Origin of the sequence: Flavobacterium sp. GSB-24 (genome assembly GCF_027924665.1) — a bacterium.
Classification (GTDB): Bacteria; Bacteroidota; Bacteroidia; order Flavobacteriales; family Flavobacteriaceae; genus Flavobacterium.
On the sequence record NZ_AP027043.1, the window covers coordinates 3,888,282 to 3,905,398 of the forward strand.

Here is a 17,117-nt window from a genome sequence, read left to right on the forward strand (position 1 = left end):
TTTTTTATTAGTCTTAGTTTCCAGCTGCAGTTTCAGTTTTCCATTTTTGTAGAAACTTGGACCTGCATTCATACAGAGACTTCTATAACAGCAAGTTAATTTTTAAAATTACAATTTGTCTTTTCTTTCTTTCAATTTGTGTTTACTATTATTAGCTTTGCATTTCTCAAATTTAATGAAAATTAGATTTAAATACTATCAATAGTTATAAACAAAATGATGTCAATAATTACCCTTACTACAGACTACGGCTTAAAAGATCACTTTGTGGGGTCGCTGAAGGGTAAAATACTTTCTGAAAATCCAGAGGTTCAAATAATTGACATTTCTCATGACATTGATCCCTTTAATACTGCAGAAGCCAGTTATGTAATTGGCGCCTCTTATTTAAGTTTCCCGAAAGGAACTGTACACCTTATTGGCGTCGATATTGAACGTAATAAAGAGAACCAGCATATCGCCATGCAGTGGAATGACCACTATTTTATTTGTGCCGATAACGGAATTTTGAGCATGCTTACGCAGAAGATCGTACCGCAAAAAATTGTTGCGATAAATATTCATGATCGTTTCCCGATAGAATCAACGGATATGGATATCTTTATTCAAGTGGCTTCTCATTTATCAAAAGGCGGTTTATTGAATGTAATTGGAAAAGAAATCACCTCAATAAAAGAAGCAACTGAACTTCAAGCTATTGTTGCCGACGACGGAAACTCGTTAAAAGGTTATATAATTTATATTGATCATTTTGGAAACGTTGTCACTAATATTTCAAAGAAACAATTCTTAGAAGTTTCACGCGGACGACAGTATGAAATTGTAATGAAACCTAAAAATATCAAAACGATTTTACCTAATTATTCGGCTATTGCAACTTCTGATAAGTATCCGATTAAAACGTATGAAGGAGAGAAACTGGCGATTTTTAATGAAGCAGGTTTTCTTGAAATCGCAATATTTAGAAGCAATCCGTCTAAAGTAGGTTCTGCTAATAGTTTGCTAGGATTGAATTATCGTGATGTGATTACGATTAAGTTTTCGTAAATAATTTTAGATTTTAGTCCCGATCCCGAAACCTCGGGACGGGATAAATTTTAGATTAAGGAAACTCTAAAGTTTGGAATTTGAAATTTCTCTATTGGAATTTTATTTTTTTATAAAAACAACCATCAAATTTGGTACTTTTGCGCTCCTGTAAGACTTTAAACAATTTAAAAATCTATCCCGTCCCGAGGTTTCGGGATCGGGACTGAACTATCAAATCTAAAATAACAACATGTTTGTCAGAATAGTAAAAATGAGTTTTCATGAAGAAAAAGTTCCTGATTTTCTGGAGAATTTTGAATCCGTGAAAGAAAAAATAAGAAATGCTGAGGGAAATCGTTTTTTAGAATTGTATCAGGATAAAAATGATAAATGCATCTTTTTCACTTACAGTTATTGGGAAACCGAAGCTGATTTGGAAAATTATAGAAATTCTGAGCTTTTTAATACGGTTTGGGATTTTACAAAAAAATTATTCAATGCAAAGCCAGAAGCTTGGAGCGTGGATAAATTGGTTAGTTTAAAATAGTTTAAAGTTTCAAGTTTCACGTTAAGCAGGCAACTTGAAACCTTAAACATGAAACAATAAAAACAAAACACGAATGAAATCAATCATTTTAAGAGAAATAAAATCTTTTTTTGGCTCTCCTATCGGCTATTTGGTTATTGCGATTTTTTTAATCAGCAACGGACTATTTTTATGGGTTTTTGAAGGAGATTATAATATCCTGAATACAGGTTATGCAGATTTAACTCCATTTTTTACTTTGGCGCCTTGGATTCTAATTTTCTTAATTCCAGCCGTAACTATGAGAAGTTTCTCTGACGAAAAAAAGCAGGGAACTTTAGAATTGTTACTGACAAAACCTTTATCAATCTGGGAAATTGTAAACGGAAAATTTTTCGGCTCTTTTCTTTTGATTATTTTGGCAATTGTTCCGACACTTATTTATGTAAAAGTAATTTCAGATTTAGGTTTGCCAGAAGGTAACATTGATATGGGAAGCACAATTGGTTCGTATTTCGGATTGTTATTTTTAATCGCTTCTTATTCAGCAATCGGAATCTTCACTTCTACCCTTTCAGAAAATCAGATTGTCGCTTTTATTATTGCTGTTTTCTTATGCTTTTTCTTGTATTTTGGTTTTGAAGGTTTAAGTTCTTTAATTCCTGGTTCAAACAATTTTATTTCAGTTTTAGGAATGCAGAATCACTTTAAAAGCATGAGTCGTGGTGTAATTGATACACGCGATGTTATTTATTTTTTAAGCATTACAATCGCTTTTCTATCTTTTACTGTTTACCAATTAAAATCTTATAAAGCGTAATGAAAGCATCTACAAAGCAGAATTTAAAAACATTAGGCATTACTATATTCATTTTAGTTGTTTTAAATGTACTTGGTACCCTATTTTTCCAGCGTTTTGATTTAACGAAAGACAAACGCTATACACTGTCTCCAACTTCATTAGGAATTGTAAAACAAGTTGAGAATCCGCTTTCTATAAAAATTTATATGGCTGGCGATCTTCCAGCAGATTTTAAACGTTTGCAGCAGGAAACCAAACAATTATTAGAAGAATTTCAAGCGTACAATAAAAATATTGTTTTCGAATTTGTTGATCCTTTAGAAAATGAAGAAGAAAGTGACGAACTTACAAAATCACTTTTCAAAAAAGGATTAACGCCAGTAAACATAACAGTTGACGATAAAGGAAAACAATCTCAAGCAATGGTTTTTCCTTGGGCAATCGCAGTTTATAACGGAAAAGAAGTTAATATTCCATTATTGAAAAATATAATGGGTGCCTCGACTACGCAAAAAGTAATGGGATCGATTCAGCATTTAGAATATTCTATCGCAGATGCCATCAATAAAATTACTAAAAACAAACAGAAAAAAGTTGCAATTATAAGAGGTAACGGTGAATTGAAAGAAATTCATATTGCTAAAATGCTGCTGCAGATTAGAGAAAGTTATTTCATCGGACCATTTACATTAGATTCTGTTGCAAAAGATCCAAATGGAACTTTAAATGCATTGAAAAAATACGATTTAGCCATTATCTCAAAACCAACAGAAAAATTCACTGACGAAGAAAAAGAAGTTCTGGATCAGTTTATAATGAACGGAGGAAAAACAATTTGGCTAATTGACCAAGTTGCTGCCGATATGGATAGTTTGTATAATGATATGGGCGCCACTTTAGCATATCCGAGAGATTTAAATTTGAACGATATGTTCTTTAAATACGGGTTCAGAATTAATCCTGATTTAATAAAAGATGAACAAGGAAGTCCAATAAAACTGGCAACCGGAGAACAAGGAAGCGCAACTCAATATCAGGATTTTGTCTGGAAATTTGCTCCTCAGGTTTACCCAGCAAGCCAGCACCCGATCGTTAAAAATCTTGGCGGTATTAAATTCGATTTTGCAAGTCCGATTGACACTTTAAAAAATGGAATTAAAAAAACTGTTTTACTGCAGTCTTCTCAATATTCTAAAACCATCGGTTCGCCCGCAGAAATTAATCTGAATATGGTAACCGAAAAATCTACTCCAGAAGAGTATTTGAATAAAGGAAACTTACCTCTTGCCGTATTATTAGAAGGATCTTTTCATTCTGCTTTTGAAAATAGAGTATTGCCATTTAAAGACAATTCTTTTACCGCAAAAGGAAAACCAAATAAAATGATTGTTATTGCTGACGGAGACTTGGCAAGAAATCAATTAGACAAAAACAGAATGCCTGTAGAATTAGGTTACGATCAAAGAACTGGAAATCTTTACGACAATAAAGACTTTATCATGAATTGCATCAATTATCTGCTGGATGATACTGGACTTATTAACATTAGAAGTAAAGATGTGGAGCTGCCTTTATTAGATAAAGAAAAAGTTTACGAAAGCTACACTATGACCCAATTCATAACTATCGGAGTTCCAATTCTAATTTTATTAGTTTTTGGACTTGCCTTTACCTTTATCAGAAAAAGAAGGTACAGTAAGTAGATGTTAATAAAAAAATGTAATACTTTGGATTGTTTAAGATATATTTGTAATCCGTATATTTAGCCCTTTATTTGCTAAAAGATCCATCAAAAAATAAAATAAAACAGATGAAATTTATAGTATCGAGTTCGTACTTATTAAAACAATTACAAGTTTTAGGTAGTGTAATCAATAGCAACAACACGTTGCCAATTTTAGACAACTTTTTATTTGAACTAAACAATAATGAGTTAACAGTTTCGGCTTCAGATCTTGAAACGACAATGTCGGCTACATTATCGATCGATTCTACAAGTAAAGGAAGCGTAGCTGTACCAGCTAAACTTTTGCTTGAAATTTTAAAAACTTTCCCAGAACAGCCATTAACTTTTACTGTTGAGGATAACAATACAGTAGAAATTAGTTCAAATTCTGGTAAATATGCATTGGCTTACGCTGCTGGAGAAGAATTTCCTAAAGCGGTAAGTTTAGAAGATCCGTCTGTAACACTTGTTCCTGCAGAAGTTTTGGCAACTGCGGTAAGTAAAACTATTTTTGCTGCTGGAAACGACGATTTACGTCCGGTAATGTCTGGAGTTTTCTTCCAGTTTTCACCTGAAGGATTAATTTTCGTAGCAACTGATGCGCACAAATTAGTAAAATATTCTCGTACAGATGTAAAGGCCTCTCAAGTAGCAGATTTTATTATGCCAAAGAAACCTTTAAATATCTTAAAAAGTATTTTAGGAACTTCTGATGCTGAAGTAAAAATTGAATACAACGATTCAAATGCGACTTTCTCATTTGACAATTATATCTTAATGTGTCGTCTAATCGACGGAAAATATCCAAACTACGAAGCGGTAATTCCAAAAGAAAATCCAAACAAATTAATGATTGACCGTTCTTTATTTTTAAGTTCAGTTAAGCGTGTTGCGATTTTCTCTAATAAAACTACACACCAAATTCGTTTAAAAATTGCTGGAGCTGAATTGAATGTTTCTGCAGAAGATATTGATTACTCAAACAAAGCAGAAGAAAGATTAACTTGTGATTATCAAGGAGATGATTTACAAATTGGTTTCAACTCTCGTTTCTTAACTGAGATGTTGACAAACCTGCAATCTGACATGATTATGCTTGAAATGTCATTACCAAATAGAGCAGGTATTTTAACGCCTGTAGATGGTTTAGAAGAGGGAGAAACAGTTACTATGCTTGTAATGCCTGTAATGTTAAATAGTTAACATTAAAGTTTCTTTCTGTTACAGGGATATTTTTTAGTTTCAGATTAAAGATCTATCATTGTAAAAAAAAAGATATCGCTATTAACCAACCATTTTTTATACCTAGAAACCGCAATTCCTATAAAGAGTTGCGGTTTTTTATTTTAAGGTTTGCTTGGTTTTGTTTCAGGTTTCATGTTTCAGGTTGGCACATATGCTGTATGTTTTTTAACCGCAAAGTTCGCTAAGTTTTTTTTCTAAGCTTTATATGTCTACAAACGCAAAAAGTTCGCAAAGCTTTATGATAACTTTGCGACCTTTGCTAAAAACCTCTGCGACCTTTGCGGTTAAACTTGAATACCTGAAACAAAATTTTCTGTAACTTTGTAAAATGAAAATAGAAATTTGGTCGGACATCATGTGTCCGTTTTGTTATATCGGAAAAAGACAGTTGGAAACAGCGCTTGCTGTGTTCCCAAATAATGATTTTGAAATTGAATGGAAAAGCTTTCAATTGGATCCAACTATTACTTCTCAGCCAAATATGGACGTTTACACGTTTTTAGCTGAGAGAAAAGGCATGTCAATCGAACAATCTAAAGAAATGCACAAAGGAGTCGTTGAACGCGCTAAAAGTGTTGGCTTAGAATATAATTTTGACAAAGCCGTTATATCGAATTCATTAAACGCCCACCGAATCATTCAATTGGCTAAGACTAAAAATATTGGCGATCGTATGGAAGAAATTTTCTTCAAAGCTTATTTCACTGATGGAAAAGATTTAAACAACGGTCCTACTTTAATTCAATTAGGAATTGAAGCGGGTTTGGAAGAAAATGAAATTAGAGAAGTACTTGAAAGCGATAATTTATTTATAAAAGAAGTACAAGCAGATATTAAAGAAGCTGGTGAAATTGGAGTTCAAGGAGTTCCGTTTTTTGTTTTCGACCGCAAATACGCAGTTTCTGGAGCACAGCCTGTAGAAACCTTTATAAAAACTATTGAAGAAATTCTCAAATAAAAGAAACATTAAAAAAACGTAAAAGCGTGCTGTCTATATTTAAACAGCACGCTTTTATTATTTAGTTTATTTCAAACTAAAAATTAATGACTACCTCTACCTTTTGAATCTGTTGATTTTGTTGTAGTGCTTTTTCCTCTAGAACCAGTTGATGATTTTTGAGTTTTTCCAGAATCTTTCATTCCAGATTTCGAATCTTTTCTTGAAGTTTCCATGATAATATAATTTTTTAAATTATTGATATACAAAGTTGCAAAATAGGCGATTGATTTTTTTATAGAATTAAATTCGAATCTTATAAAATAAAAAGCAAACAATCATGTAAGATTAAAATTAAATCCTATAATTTTTTTAAATAACTAATTTTCAAATTTGTATATATGCAAAAGTTGAATGTTTATTAATTTAAAATAACAGCTATGAAAACAAATGCCGACAACAGCATTGCTGCAAAAAATCACTTCATATGCAGTAGACCAGATCATATTGATACAGCTCATGAAAATGAGGCAATGGATGAAGAATTCACAACTGGCCAAAATCCTGATACTACTTATAGAAATAAATGTGATCAGTTTTCTGAAGATAGTTATGAAATTATAGAAAGCGGATTAAATCTAGCTGAAGATAATACGTCATTTTCAACTTATGATCAATCAAATCCGTATGATAGTTATAATTTGGATCATGAAGACGAAAAATACTCTAATCCTCCTTATAAAAATCTTGAAAATTAAAAAACCTTTAGTAAATTATGTCGCCAAAAAATGATCAAGAAATAATGAATGAATATTTGTCTAACGAAAGAACTTTGTTAGCGTGGCTTCGTACTGGAATTGGCATAATGGTTTTTGGTTTTGTAGCGGTAAAATTTTCATTGTTTTTAAAACAGCTTCCGGCTAAATATTTAGCAGATACTGTACCTCCAAATAGTAATTTTACTATCTATTTAGGAATTGGATTATTGATTGCAGGCGCATTAACGATTCTTCTATCTTATTTGCGCTACACCAAAACTGTCAAATTATTGAAACAGGGCAAATACCAATATTCAACTGCAATGCTGACTTTTATAACAATGATGCTTTTTGTTTTGAGTATTTTTCTCATTGCTTATCTTATTATTGCTGCAAGTACATAAATTGTAATTTTCTAATTCTCAAATTATCTAATTATTAAAATTATAAAGATGAATCCACCATTATTACAATTTAACGATAAGGGCATTTACTGTCAGCAGGCAGATGTTTATCTTGACCCTTGGCGCCCCGTTAAAAATGCTATTATCACACACGGTCACTCAGATCATTCAAGGTGGGGACATCAAAATTATATTACTCATTACACCAATGTGCCTATCATTAAACATCGTCTTGGCGATATTAATGTAACAGGGAAAAACTGGAACGAAACTTTTACGATAAACGGCGTAAAATTCTCTTTTCATCCTGCTGGCCACATAATTGGTTCTGCTCAAATAAGAGTAGAATACAAAGGTGAGATTTGGGTATTTACAGGAGATTACAAAACAGAAGACGATGGAATTTCTGTCCCTTATGAAGTCGTAAAATGCCATTCATTTATAACGGAATGTACATTTGGACTTCCCGCTTTTAAATGGGAACCGCAGACAGATGTAATGACCGATATTAATAATTGGTGGGCAGAAAATCGCGCTGAAGGAAAAACCTCTGTTCTATTTGGTTATTCGTTAGGAAAAGCACAACGTTTATTAAAAAATTTGGATCCAAATATTGGAAGAATTTACACTCATGGTGCAATCGAAAATATGACCGAAGTTGTTCGTCCGTTAATTGATTTACCTGCAACAATTCGAGTAACGCCTGAAACTAAAAAAGAAGATTTGCTGGGAAGTATCGTTATCGCACCTCCAAGCGCGCATGGAAGTACTTGGATTAGAAGGATGACGCCTTTTGTAACAGGTTCAGCAAGCGGCTGGATGGCATTTCGAGGCGCAAGACGAAGAAGAGCTGTGGACCGGGGATTTGTCTTAAGTGATCATTGCGACTGGACAGGATTATTAGAAAGCATTCAAGCGACAGGCGCAGAAAAAGTAATCTGCACCCACGGATATTCGGATATATTCTCTAAATATTTAAGGGAATTGGGTTACGATGCAAGAACCGCCCACACACAATACGAAGGAGAAACGAATGATTCTGAAGAAAACTGAAAGGAGTTTTGAGTTGTGAATTGTGAATTGTGAGTTGGGAGTTGTCAATTTATTCAAAATCACACCCTAAATATCGATCACCAATACAGAGCATTAACAATAACCATCAAATATCACCATCAACCATCAACCATCAACCATTAACCATCAACTATCAACTAAAAAAATATGAAAAACTTTGCCGAGCTTATAAAAACCCTGGATAGTTCTAATAAAACATCGGTAAAAGTTGATGCTTTAACGAATTACTTTGAAAAAGCCAGTGATGAAGATAAAGTGTGGACAATAGCTATTCTTTCTCACCGTCGCCCTCCCCGACCTGTTAATACAACTTTATTACGATTGTGGGCAAACGAACTGGCGAATATACCGCTTTGGCTTTTTGAGGAAAGTTATCATATTGTGGGTGATTTGGCTGAAACTATTGCATTGGTAATTCCGACTACAAAAGAACATTCTGATAAAAGTCTGACTGAATTTCTACAAGAAATTATCGCTTTAAAAAAGAAAACCGATTTCGAAAAAAAAGAATATCTCCAAACCAATTGGCTTAATTTAAATTATTACGAAAGATTCGTTTTCACAAAGTTAATTACAGGCAGTTTTAGAATTGGTTTAAGTCAGAAATTAATGACTCGCGCGCTTTCTAAATCTGAGAATATTGACGAAGATACCCTAGCGTACAAATTAATGGGAGACTGGAATCCGAACACGATTACTTTTCAAGAATTAATTTTAGACGAAAGAAGCAGCGATTATTTATCAAAACCATATCCGTTTTATTTAGCTTATCCTGTTGAAGGAGAACTTTCAAATCTTGGGAATCCAGAAGATTGGAGCGCCGAACATAAATGGGATGGAATTCGATCTCAAACTATTATCCGAGATAATGAAATATACGTCTGGAGCCGAGGCGAAGAATTGGTAACCGATAAATATCCAGAGTTTAATTCGTTTATCGGAAATATTCCAAATGGAACTGTAATTGATGGCGAGATTCTTCCTTTCATAGATAATCAAATTGGTACTTTTAATGATCTGCAGACGAGAATTGGACGAAAAAATGTATCAGCTTCTGTTTTAAAAAACACTCCAGTTATCATCAAAGCTTATGATTTACTTGAATGGCAGGGAAATGATATTCGAAATCTGCCTTATGAAGAACGCCGTACATTATTAGAAGAATTATTTACGACTTTAATCGGAAAAGATATTCCGCTTCAATTATCAGAAAGACTTAATTTTTCAACTTGGGAAGAAATAACAGCTGAAAGACTAAAATCGCGCGAAATGCGAAGCGAAGGTTTAATGTTGAAGCGAAAAGATTCTCCTTATTTAGTTGGACGAAAAAAAGGCGATTGGTGGAAATGGAAAATTGAACCTTTAACAATAGATGCGGTTCTCACCTACGCCATGCGAGGCCACGGACGAAGATCTAATTTGTTTACCGATTATACTTTTGCCTTATGGCATGAAAATGAAAATAATGAACGTGAACTCGTCACTTTCGCGAAAGCGTATTCTGGTTTAACTGACGCCGAATTTAGAATGGTAGACGATTTTATCAAAAAAAATACTTTAGAAAGATTTGGACCAGTAAGAAGTGTGACACCAAAATTAGTATTTGAGATTGGTTTTGAAGGAATTGCACTTTCTAAAAGACATAAAAGCGGTGTTGCAACCCGTTTTCCAAGAATTTTAAGATGGCGTCAGGATAAAAAAATCGATGAAGCCAATTCGATCGAAGATTTAAAAAATATGATTTCATAAATGAATAGAGAGCAGTTATTTACAATTGCCAGCAATTGGTTTGAAAATCAGGGCTGGAAACCTTTTCCATTTCAAACTCAGACATGGACTGCTTTCCTGCAGGGAAAAAATGGCTTGCTAAATGCGCCAACCGGAAGCGGAAAAACGTATGCGCTCTGGCTTCCAATTATTTTAAATTATATTAAAGAAAATCCAAACTATAAAACGAAACAAACTCCTGGTTTAAAAGCTATTTGGATTACGCCCTTGCGCTCTTTATCAGTCGAAATCAAACAAGCTGCAGAAAGAGTTATAAATGATTTAGATATTAAAATGACGGTTGGAATCCGTTCTGGAGACACTTCCGCAGCGGAAAGAGCCAAGCAAAAAGGAAGAATGCCAGATTTATTAATTACAACTCCAGAAAGCCTGCAATTGCTTTTAGCCTCAAAAGGATACGAATCTACTTTTAAAAACTGTAGTTCAATTGTAATTGATGAATGGCACGAATTACTGGGAACAAAGCGTGGCGTTCAAGTAGAATTAGGTTTATCGAGACTCAAAACAATTGCGAAAAACATTCGCATTTGGGGAATTTCAGCAACAATTGGCAACTTGCAGCAAGCTCAGGAAGTTTTGCTCGGTGTCGATTCTGAGGCTTATCATAATTCTGTTTTAATCAAAGCTGTAATTAATAAAAAAATAAAAGTTGTCTCGATTATTCCAGAGAAAATGGATACTTATCCTTGGCGAGGACACATGGGCTTACATTTAATTGATGAAGCAGCAAAAATTGTAAAAGCCAGTAAAACAACACTTATTTTTACGAATGTTCGTTCGGCATGCGAAATTTGGTATCAGCGATTACTAGAAAAATATCCTGAATTTGCTGGCGAAATGGCAATGCATCACGGAAGTATTGATCGAGAAACCAGACAATGGGTTGAAAATGCCATTCGAAATGAAGAATTAAAAGTCGTAGTTTGTACTTCTAGTTTAGATTTGGGAGTTGACTTTGCTCCAGTCGAATCTATTATTCAGGTGGGCGGCCCAAAAGGTGTTGCACGATTTATGCAGAGAGCAGGACGAAGCGGTCATCAGCCTGGAAAAGAAAGTGTTATTTACTTTCTTGCCACGCATGCTATTGAACTTATAGAAGCTTCTGCTTTGAAAAAAGCAGTAGAAAACAGCGTAATCGAAGATCGTGTTCCGTATTTAAACAGTTGGGATGTTTTGGTTCAGTATCTCAATACTTTAGCGGTTTCTGACGGTTTCTTTCCAGATGAAATTTTTAAAGAAGTACGAGGAACATTCAGCTACCAAACCATTACAAAAGAAAACTGGAACTGGATCTTGAATTTCATTACCAACGGAAGTCAGAGTCTGCACGCTTACGACGAATTCAAAAAAGTAGAAATTGAAGAAGACGGGCGCTATAAAATTAATAACCGAATGATTGCAATGCATCACCGAATGCAGATTGGAACAATTGTAGGCGATGCTGTTTTGAATGTAAAATATATGAGCGGCGGTTATATTGGAACTATTGAAGAATGGTTTATTTCGAAATTGAAACCCGGCGATACTTTTATTTTTGCAGGAAAAAAACTGGAATTATTCCGAATTCGAAATATGCAGGTTTTGGTTAAAAAAGCCAGTCCAAAAAAAGAATCAAAAATTGCCAGCTGGATGGGCGGACGCATGGCGTTATCTGCACAAATGAGTGAATTGCTTCGTCAGGAACTATATCGAGCCAATACCGATAATCTTTCACCCGAATTAAAAGCGCTTCAGCCATTGTTTAATAGACAGCGAAAGGAATCGATTGTTCCTGATAACAATGAATTTTTGATAGAAACTTTTAAAAGCCGAGAAGGTTATCATGCGATATTTTATCCGTTTGAAGGACGTTTTGTACACGAAGCGCTGGCAAGTTTATTGGCCTACAGAATTAGTTTACTGCAATCGATCAGTTTTTCTTTGGCTTATAATGATTACGGATTTGAATTGCTTTCTGATCAGGAAATTGATATTGAAGCGGTATTGGATAACAATCTATTATCAACAGAATATGTACATCATGATTTGCAGAAAAGTTTAAATTCGACGGAAATGGCAAGAAGAAAATTTCGAGATATTGCCGTAATTGCAGGATTGGTTTTTACAGGTTTTCCTGGAAAAATGGTCAAAACAAAACATTTACAAAGTGGTTCTCAATTGCTGTTTGAAGTATTCAGAGATTTTGAGCCTGATAACTTATTGCTGCATCAAGCGTATCGTGAGACCTTCGAACATCAGCTGGAAGAAGGACGTTTGATTTTGGCTTTGGAACGAATTGCCAATCAAAAAATAGTTTGGAAACAATGTCTTAAACCTACTCCGTTTAGTTTTCCTATAATTACGGACCGTTTAAGAGAAAAGCTTTCAAGCGAAACATTAGCGGAGAGAATCCAAAAAATGACCGCTTCTTACATGAAATAATACTTTATGAAAATTAAAATCAATAACGAAACATTTATATTGCATTGCAATGGAGCTGTTTTTTGGGAAGAAAAAAATACAATAATTATTTCTGATGTTCATTTAGGAAAAGTGACGCATTTTAGAAAACATGGAATCGCTATTCCGCAAAATGCCATTTCAGAGAATTTCAGAAAGATTACTGAAGTTTTAGAGTATTTTAATCCGGATAAAATTATCTTTTTAGGAGATTTATTCCACAGCACCAAAAACGCAGAATGGAATTTATTCGAAAACTGGGTTTTAGATAACAATTATGAAACGTATTTGATAACAGGAAATCACGATATTATCGATGAAAATCATTATAGAAAAATTGGTGTAATTGTGGTTGAAATGTTAGAAATTGATCACTTCTTTTTTACACATCACCCAACTGAAAAAGAGAATTCTTTTAATTTCTCTGGGCATATTCATCCTGGAATTCTCTTGCGTGGTTTAGGTTTACAAAGTCTTAGACTTCCCTGCTTTTTTCATAAACCAAATCAAATGATTTTACCTGCTTTTGGTGAGTTTACTGGAAAGTATTTTCTGAAACCTAATGTTGAAGATATTGTTTATGCTATTGCTGGAAATGAGGTAATTCAGATTAGTAAAGAATAAAAAAACATCATAATATTATGTTATGAAATTGATAATAAGCAATTTACAGCATTTTATTTAAAGTAAAATTTAAAAAATAATCAAAACTAAATTTACTAGGTTTGTTTTATTAACAACAGCAAATCTTTTCCATTTCAGTTAAGATAATCCTTCCAATTGTTCAAAAACTGGGATCAAAGCTTTTCCTTTCGCTGTCAGATAATATTCAATATGCAAAGGCTTTAATTTAATTGTCGTTTTTTCTAAAAGTCCTTCTTCTTCCAATTCTTTCAAAGCGGTAGACAAAGATTGTTTGTTGGAACCCTGAATTTGTCGCAGCAAAGTATTAAATCGTAGAGGTGATTCTACTGCTAAACGAAAAATTTCTGCTTTCCATTTTCCAGATAACATTTTTAAAAGTCTTTGTGCTGGACAAGTTTCTGTTTCTTCCATAATCTATTCGGTAGTCAAGAAAATCTGACCTATTGTTTCGGAATGTTTTTTAATTAAATTTTGTATAAAACTTAATGTAAAAATATAAAATGAAAACAAAGAAACCTAGCGAAATGACGACCGAGCAACTATTAAAAAGACAGAAAACAATACAATTTATGATATATATTCTACTGGGCGCTTCTATACTTTTACTTTTAATTATAGTGTTTTTATTTCTAAAAAAGGAATTTAGCGCTTTAATTGTAATTCCCTTTTCGATGATTTCAATTATAATTGACAACTCAAATTCATTAAAAGAAATTAAGCGCGAAATCACTTTGAGAGAGATATAATCGTAATCTGACGATAAAATGTGCTGAAATGTCTAATTTAATTTTTTCTTCACGAAAAGTTTTGCAAAAAAAATTAAATTTGATCTCCCTAAATAAGCCATTTACATTATGATTTTTCAAAAAAGAACATTTTATTTTTTCGCTCTGTTTTTATTTCTTTTCTGTTCTCTGCAAAGTTTTTCGCAGGAACAAAAACCTGTCAAAAAAGAAAGTTCCGGCAGATTATTTAACGACACCACAGCAACAGACAGCGATTACCTAATGGCGATCGAAAAAGCAGGAGAAGTATTAGAATCTGCTTACAATGACATTGATTTTGAAGGTGATACTCATCATCTTTTTGGCGAAATGAAACGCACAGAAAGTAAACTAAACCTTATTTTAGCCAGTTTAAAAGGCGCCAATCCTAATGTGCGCAACCAGCAGATGTACCGCATTGTACTTCAGGAAATCCAACAAGAATTAGAAGAACAGAATAAAGCTATAAACGCTCGAAATCTTAATCTTGAAAAAATTAAAACCCGCGTAATTGATCTTCGTAAAGACAAAACTTTAATTACTTTACTTAAAGACACCATTCGCCGCAAGCAGTTCAAGAAAGAATTTGCTGATCTTAGAAAGAGATATGTTGGAACTGATAGTCTTATGACTAAAAATCAAACCATTTTAAACAATAAGAAGCGATTGACTGTACAGCGAAAAATTGCTGTTTCTAGCGCTTTAATTACAGTTGAAAGTAAACTTGAAAAATCTGGAATCAGCATTTTTAAGAAAGAATATCCAACTTTATGGCAGATCACAGATTCGGCTGCCAATAAAAAGGTGACACACAACATTAAAAATAAAATTATAATTGAAGAAAATGTTGCTGCCTATTATCTAGGTTACAAAGCCGGCGGATTGATCACTTTATGTTTTTTCATGGGCCTTTTGTTTTGGTACATTTCCAGAAACGTAAAATATTTAAAAGCAAATGGTTATAGCGAAAGTCTTTCTCTTTTAAATTTCAAATATTTAAATCGTGGTGTGTTACTGCCAGTTTTAGTAATTGCACTAAACATTGCTGTTGTTACCAATTTATATGCACCAGCATTATTTTTAGAATTAATGCAGCTTCTTTTGCTTGGAGTTTTAACTGTACTCTTTAAAAATCAATGGTCTAAAGTTGCTATGCGCAATTGGCTTTTCTTACTCGGATTGTTTTTTGCCCTTTGTTTCTTAGACTTATTTATTACAATAGGGTTATTACAGCGTTTTGCTTTTGTTGCAATTAATATTTTAGGAATTCGATATGGTTTGGTGCAAATTAAAACCCTAAAAGAAGAACTTTACATTAAAGGATTTTTTAAATGGGCAAGCATCATTTTTATCGGATTAAATGGTTTATCAATTCTTTTTAATTTGTTCGGAAGAGTTTCTCTTTCCAATATGTTAAGCCTTACAGCATTTATTTCGCTTACGCAGATTGTCGCTTTAAGCGTTTTATTAAAAATTATTTTAGAGATTATCCTTTTGCAGATTTATACTACGCGAGTAAAAAGAGGCATCGAAAAAATGTTTGATTTCGAAAATTTATCAGATACCTTAAAAAAGCCTTTTATTATCGTAATCAGCTATATGTGGCTTGTGGTAATTGCTTCAAATCTTAATATTTGGGAATCACTTCGTGCTGCTTTTCAAAAAATATTAAATCATCCAAATACTATCGGAAGCATCACATTTACACTTGGTAACATTGTTCTTTTCTTTATTATTATTTGGGTTGCGCATTTATTGCAAAAGTATGTGGCGTATTTCTTTGGTGAAATTGATGATGAAAACGAAGAAAACGTCAACAAAAGACAGCATTCAAAATTATTAATTACCCGATTAGTAGTTTTAATAAGCGGATATCTGCTTGCGGTTGCGGCGTCAGGAATGCCTTTAGACAAATTGAGTATTTTATTAGGAGCTTTAGGTGTCGGTGTCGGACTTGGTCTTCAAAATATCGTCAGCAACTTTGTATCAGGAATCATTTTGATTTTTGATAAACCTATTCAAATTGGTGATGTTGTCGAAATTAGTTCAGAATCTGGCCGTGTAAAATCTATGGGACTTAGAACTACTAAAATTAATGCGCCAAACGGTGCTGAAATCATTATTCCGAATGGTAATTTATTATCTCAAAACATTACCAATTGGACCTATACTGATAATTTCAAACTCGTTGAAGTTACTTTTGAAATCGTTGGTGAAACCGTTCCAGAAGAAATCAATTTAGTTGTAAACGAAACACTTGCTAATCTGCCAATGGTAAATAATGCAAAACCATCTCAGATTTATTACAGCGCTATTTCTGACGGAAAATATAAACTTCTGATCAAATTTTGGTGTAGTATTTACAGAACCGAAGAAACAATAAGTCTGGCGAGACAAGAATTATATAATAGTTTTAAAAACAAAGGTTTACATTTCTCTAGTTAATAGAAAAATAAAAGACATTATACTTCTTACAATAAAGCTGCAACACTAAAAAAGTTGCAGCTTTATTTTTTTAGATAATCCATAAAAGTTACGCAAAAAATAAAAAAATAAATATCTAACAGCATGATTAGAATCATGTTTTGAAAAAAATGATGATAATACATTTACCCTATTCAAATTATCAGCTTAAAAGCATTTCAAATAAACTTGGATTAAATTTAAAATTAAAGAAGAAGGTTCTGCTCATAGGAATGTCGACATATATCCGTGATTTGGATTATACCAGATACTGCAATGGTTGAAGCTTGCGTAAGCTATCTTTTAATGGCTTGCGTGGCGTGTCGAGAGCAGACCTTCTTATTTTAGGAAGTCTAATGAATATTGCCACTTTTTGTTAAAATCTGATTTCCATCAATAACTTTTATTTATCTTTTGGAATAATGTACAAACAATGAATCTAATAAATTAGATCGTGGTTTTGGAAATGAAGGCGAAAGAGATCGAGCGAATTAAATTGATAAAAAACTGCGTTAAG

The 17,117-nt window shown here is 33.2% G+C and carries 15 protein-coding genes; 13 read left to right on the forward strand and 2 right to left on the reverse strand.

All coding sequences use genetic code 11. The annotated features are described in order from the left end of the window. The first annotated feature begins 219 nt into the window (after positions 1–219). The 6 genes from QMG60_RS16905 to QMG60_RS16930 all read left to right on the forward strand — a co-directional run bounded on the left by QMG60_RS16905 (position 220) and on the right by QMG60_RS16930 (position 6,286). A complete protein-coding gene (locus QMG60_RS16905) occupies positions 220–1,047 on the forward strand; it encodes an SAM-dependent chlorinase/fluorinase (protein WP_057115025.1) in 828 nt (275 codons plus the stop codon). 232 nt (positions 1,048–1,279) lie between these two features. Next, complete coding sequence (locus QMG60_RS16910) at positions 1,280–1,576, forward strand: antibiotic biosynthesis monooxygenase family protein (RefSeq protein ID WP_281865739.1); 297 nt, start codon at positions 1,280–1,282, stop codon at positions 1,574–1,576. 73 nt (positions 1,577–1,649) lie between these two features. Further along, the gene (gene gldF / locus QMG60_RS16915) at positions 1,650–2,375 is read left to right on the forward strand and encodes a gliding motility-associated ABC transporter permease subunit GldF (RefSeq protein ID WP_281865740.1); all 726 of its coding nucleotides are present in this window, start codon (positions 1,650–1,652) and stop codon (positions 2,373–2,375) included. Further along, positions 2,375–4,060 carry a gliding motility-associated ABC transporter substrate-binding protein GldG gene (gene gldG / locus QMG60_RS16920; RefSeq protein ID WP_057115022.1) on the forward strand — a complete coding sequence of 562 codons (1,686 nt, stop codon included), beginning with the start codon at positions 2,375–2,377 and terminating at the stop codon, positions 4,058–4,060. The genes gldF and gldG overlap by 1 nt, the downstream gene beginning before the upstream one ends. Before the next feature lie 107 nt (positions 4,061–4,167). Further along, entirely contained in the window at positions 4,168–5,286 is a 1,119-nt protein-coding gene (gene dnaN / locus QMG60_RS16925; RefSeq protein WP_111364793.1) for a DNA polymerase III subunit beta, read from the forward strand. Positions 5,287–5,656: 370 nt separating this feature from the next. Next, positions 5,657–6,286 carry a DsbA family oxidoreductase gene (locus tag QMG60_RS16930; RefSeq protein WP_057115021.1) on the forward strand — a complete coding sequence of 210 codons (630 nt, stop codon included), beginning with the start codon at positions 5,657–5,659 and terminating at the stop codon, positions 6,284–6,286. A gap of 83 nt (positions 6,287–6,369) precedes the next feature. Here QMG60_RS16930 and QMG60_RS16935 read toward each other — a convergent pair whose 3' ends face one another. After that, positions 6,370–6,501 carry a hypothetical protein gene (locus tag QMG60_RS16935; RefSeq protein ID WP_262487354.1) on the reverse strand — a complete coding sequence of 44 codons (132 nt, stop codon included), beginning with the start codon at positions 6,499–6,501 and terminating at the stop codon, positions 6,370–6,372. Between the two features lie 204 nt (positions 6,502–6,705). Here QMG60_RS16935 and QMG60_RS16940 point away from each other — a divergent pair, with 204 nt between their 5' ends. From QMG60_RS16940 to pdeM, 6 genes are all read left to right on the forward strand, one after another. Next, on the forward strand, positions 6,706–7,023 hold the full coding sequence (locus QMG60_RS16940; RefSeq protein WP_057115019.1) for a hypothetical protein: 318 nt from the start codon (positions 6,706–6,708) through the stop codon (positions 7,021–7,023). Positions 7,024–7,040: 17 nt separating this feature from the next. Continuing rightward, positions 7,041–7,427: a DUF202 domain-containing protein gene (locus QMG60_RS16945; protein ID WP_281865741.1), complete on the forward strand. Its 387-nt coding sequence runs from the start codon at positions 7,041–7,043 to the stop codon at positions 7,425–7,427. 48 nt (positions 7,428–7,475) lie between these two features. Next, a complete protein-coding gene (locus QMG60_RS16950; protein ID WP_281865742.1) occupies positions 7,476–8,480 on the forward strand; it encodes a ligase-associated DNA damage response exonuclease in 1,005 nt (334 codons plus the stop codon). A 168-nt stretch (positions 8,481–8,648) separates the two neighbouring features. After that, entirely contained in the window at positions 8,649–10,250 is a 1,602-nt protein-coding gene (locus tag QMG60_RS16955) for an ATP-dependent DNA ligase (protein WP_281865743.1), read from the forward strand. Next, positions 10,251–12,710 carry a ligase-associated DNA damage response DEXH box helicase gene (locus QMG60_RS16960; RefSeq protein ID WP_281865744.1) on the forward strand — a complete coding sequence of 820 codons (2,460 nt, stop codon included), beginning with the start codon at positions 10,251–10,253 and terminating at the stop codon, positions 12,708–12,710. 6 nt (positions 12,711–12,716) lie between these two features. Continuing rightward, a complete protein-coding gene (gene pdeM / locus QMG60_RS16965; protein ID WP_281865745.1) occupies positions 12,717–13,352 on the forward strand; it encodes a ligase-associated DNA damage response endonuclease PdeM in 636 nt (211 codons plus the stop codon). Between the two features lie 138 nt (positions 13,353–13,490). On the opposite strand, the gene QMG60_RS16970 is transcribed toward pdeM, so the two are convergent. Continuing rightward, a complete protein-coding gene (locus tag QMG60_RS16970; protein WP_057115013.1) occupies positions 13,491–13,784 on the reverse strand; it encodes a winged helix-turn-helix transcriptional regulator in 294 nt (97 codons plus the stop codon). A gap of 443 nt (positions 13,785–14,227) precedes the next feature. Between QMG60_RS16970 and QMG60_RS16975 the strand changes: the two genes are divergently transcribed. Next, complete coding sequence (locus QMG60_RS16975) at positions 14,228–16,582, forward strand: mechanosensitive ion channel domain-containing protein (protein ID WP_281865746.1); 2,355 nt, start codon at positions 14,228–14,230, stop codon at positions 16,580–16,582. Positions 16,583–17,117 lie beyond the last annotated feature (535 nt).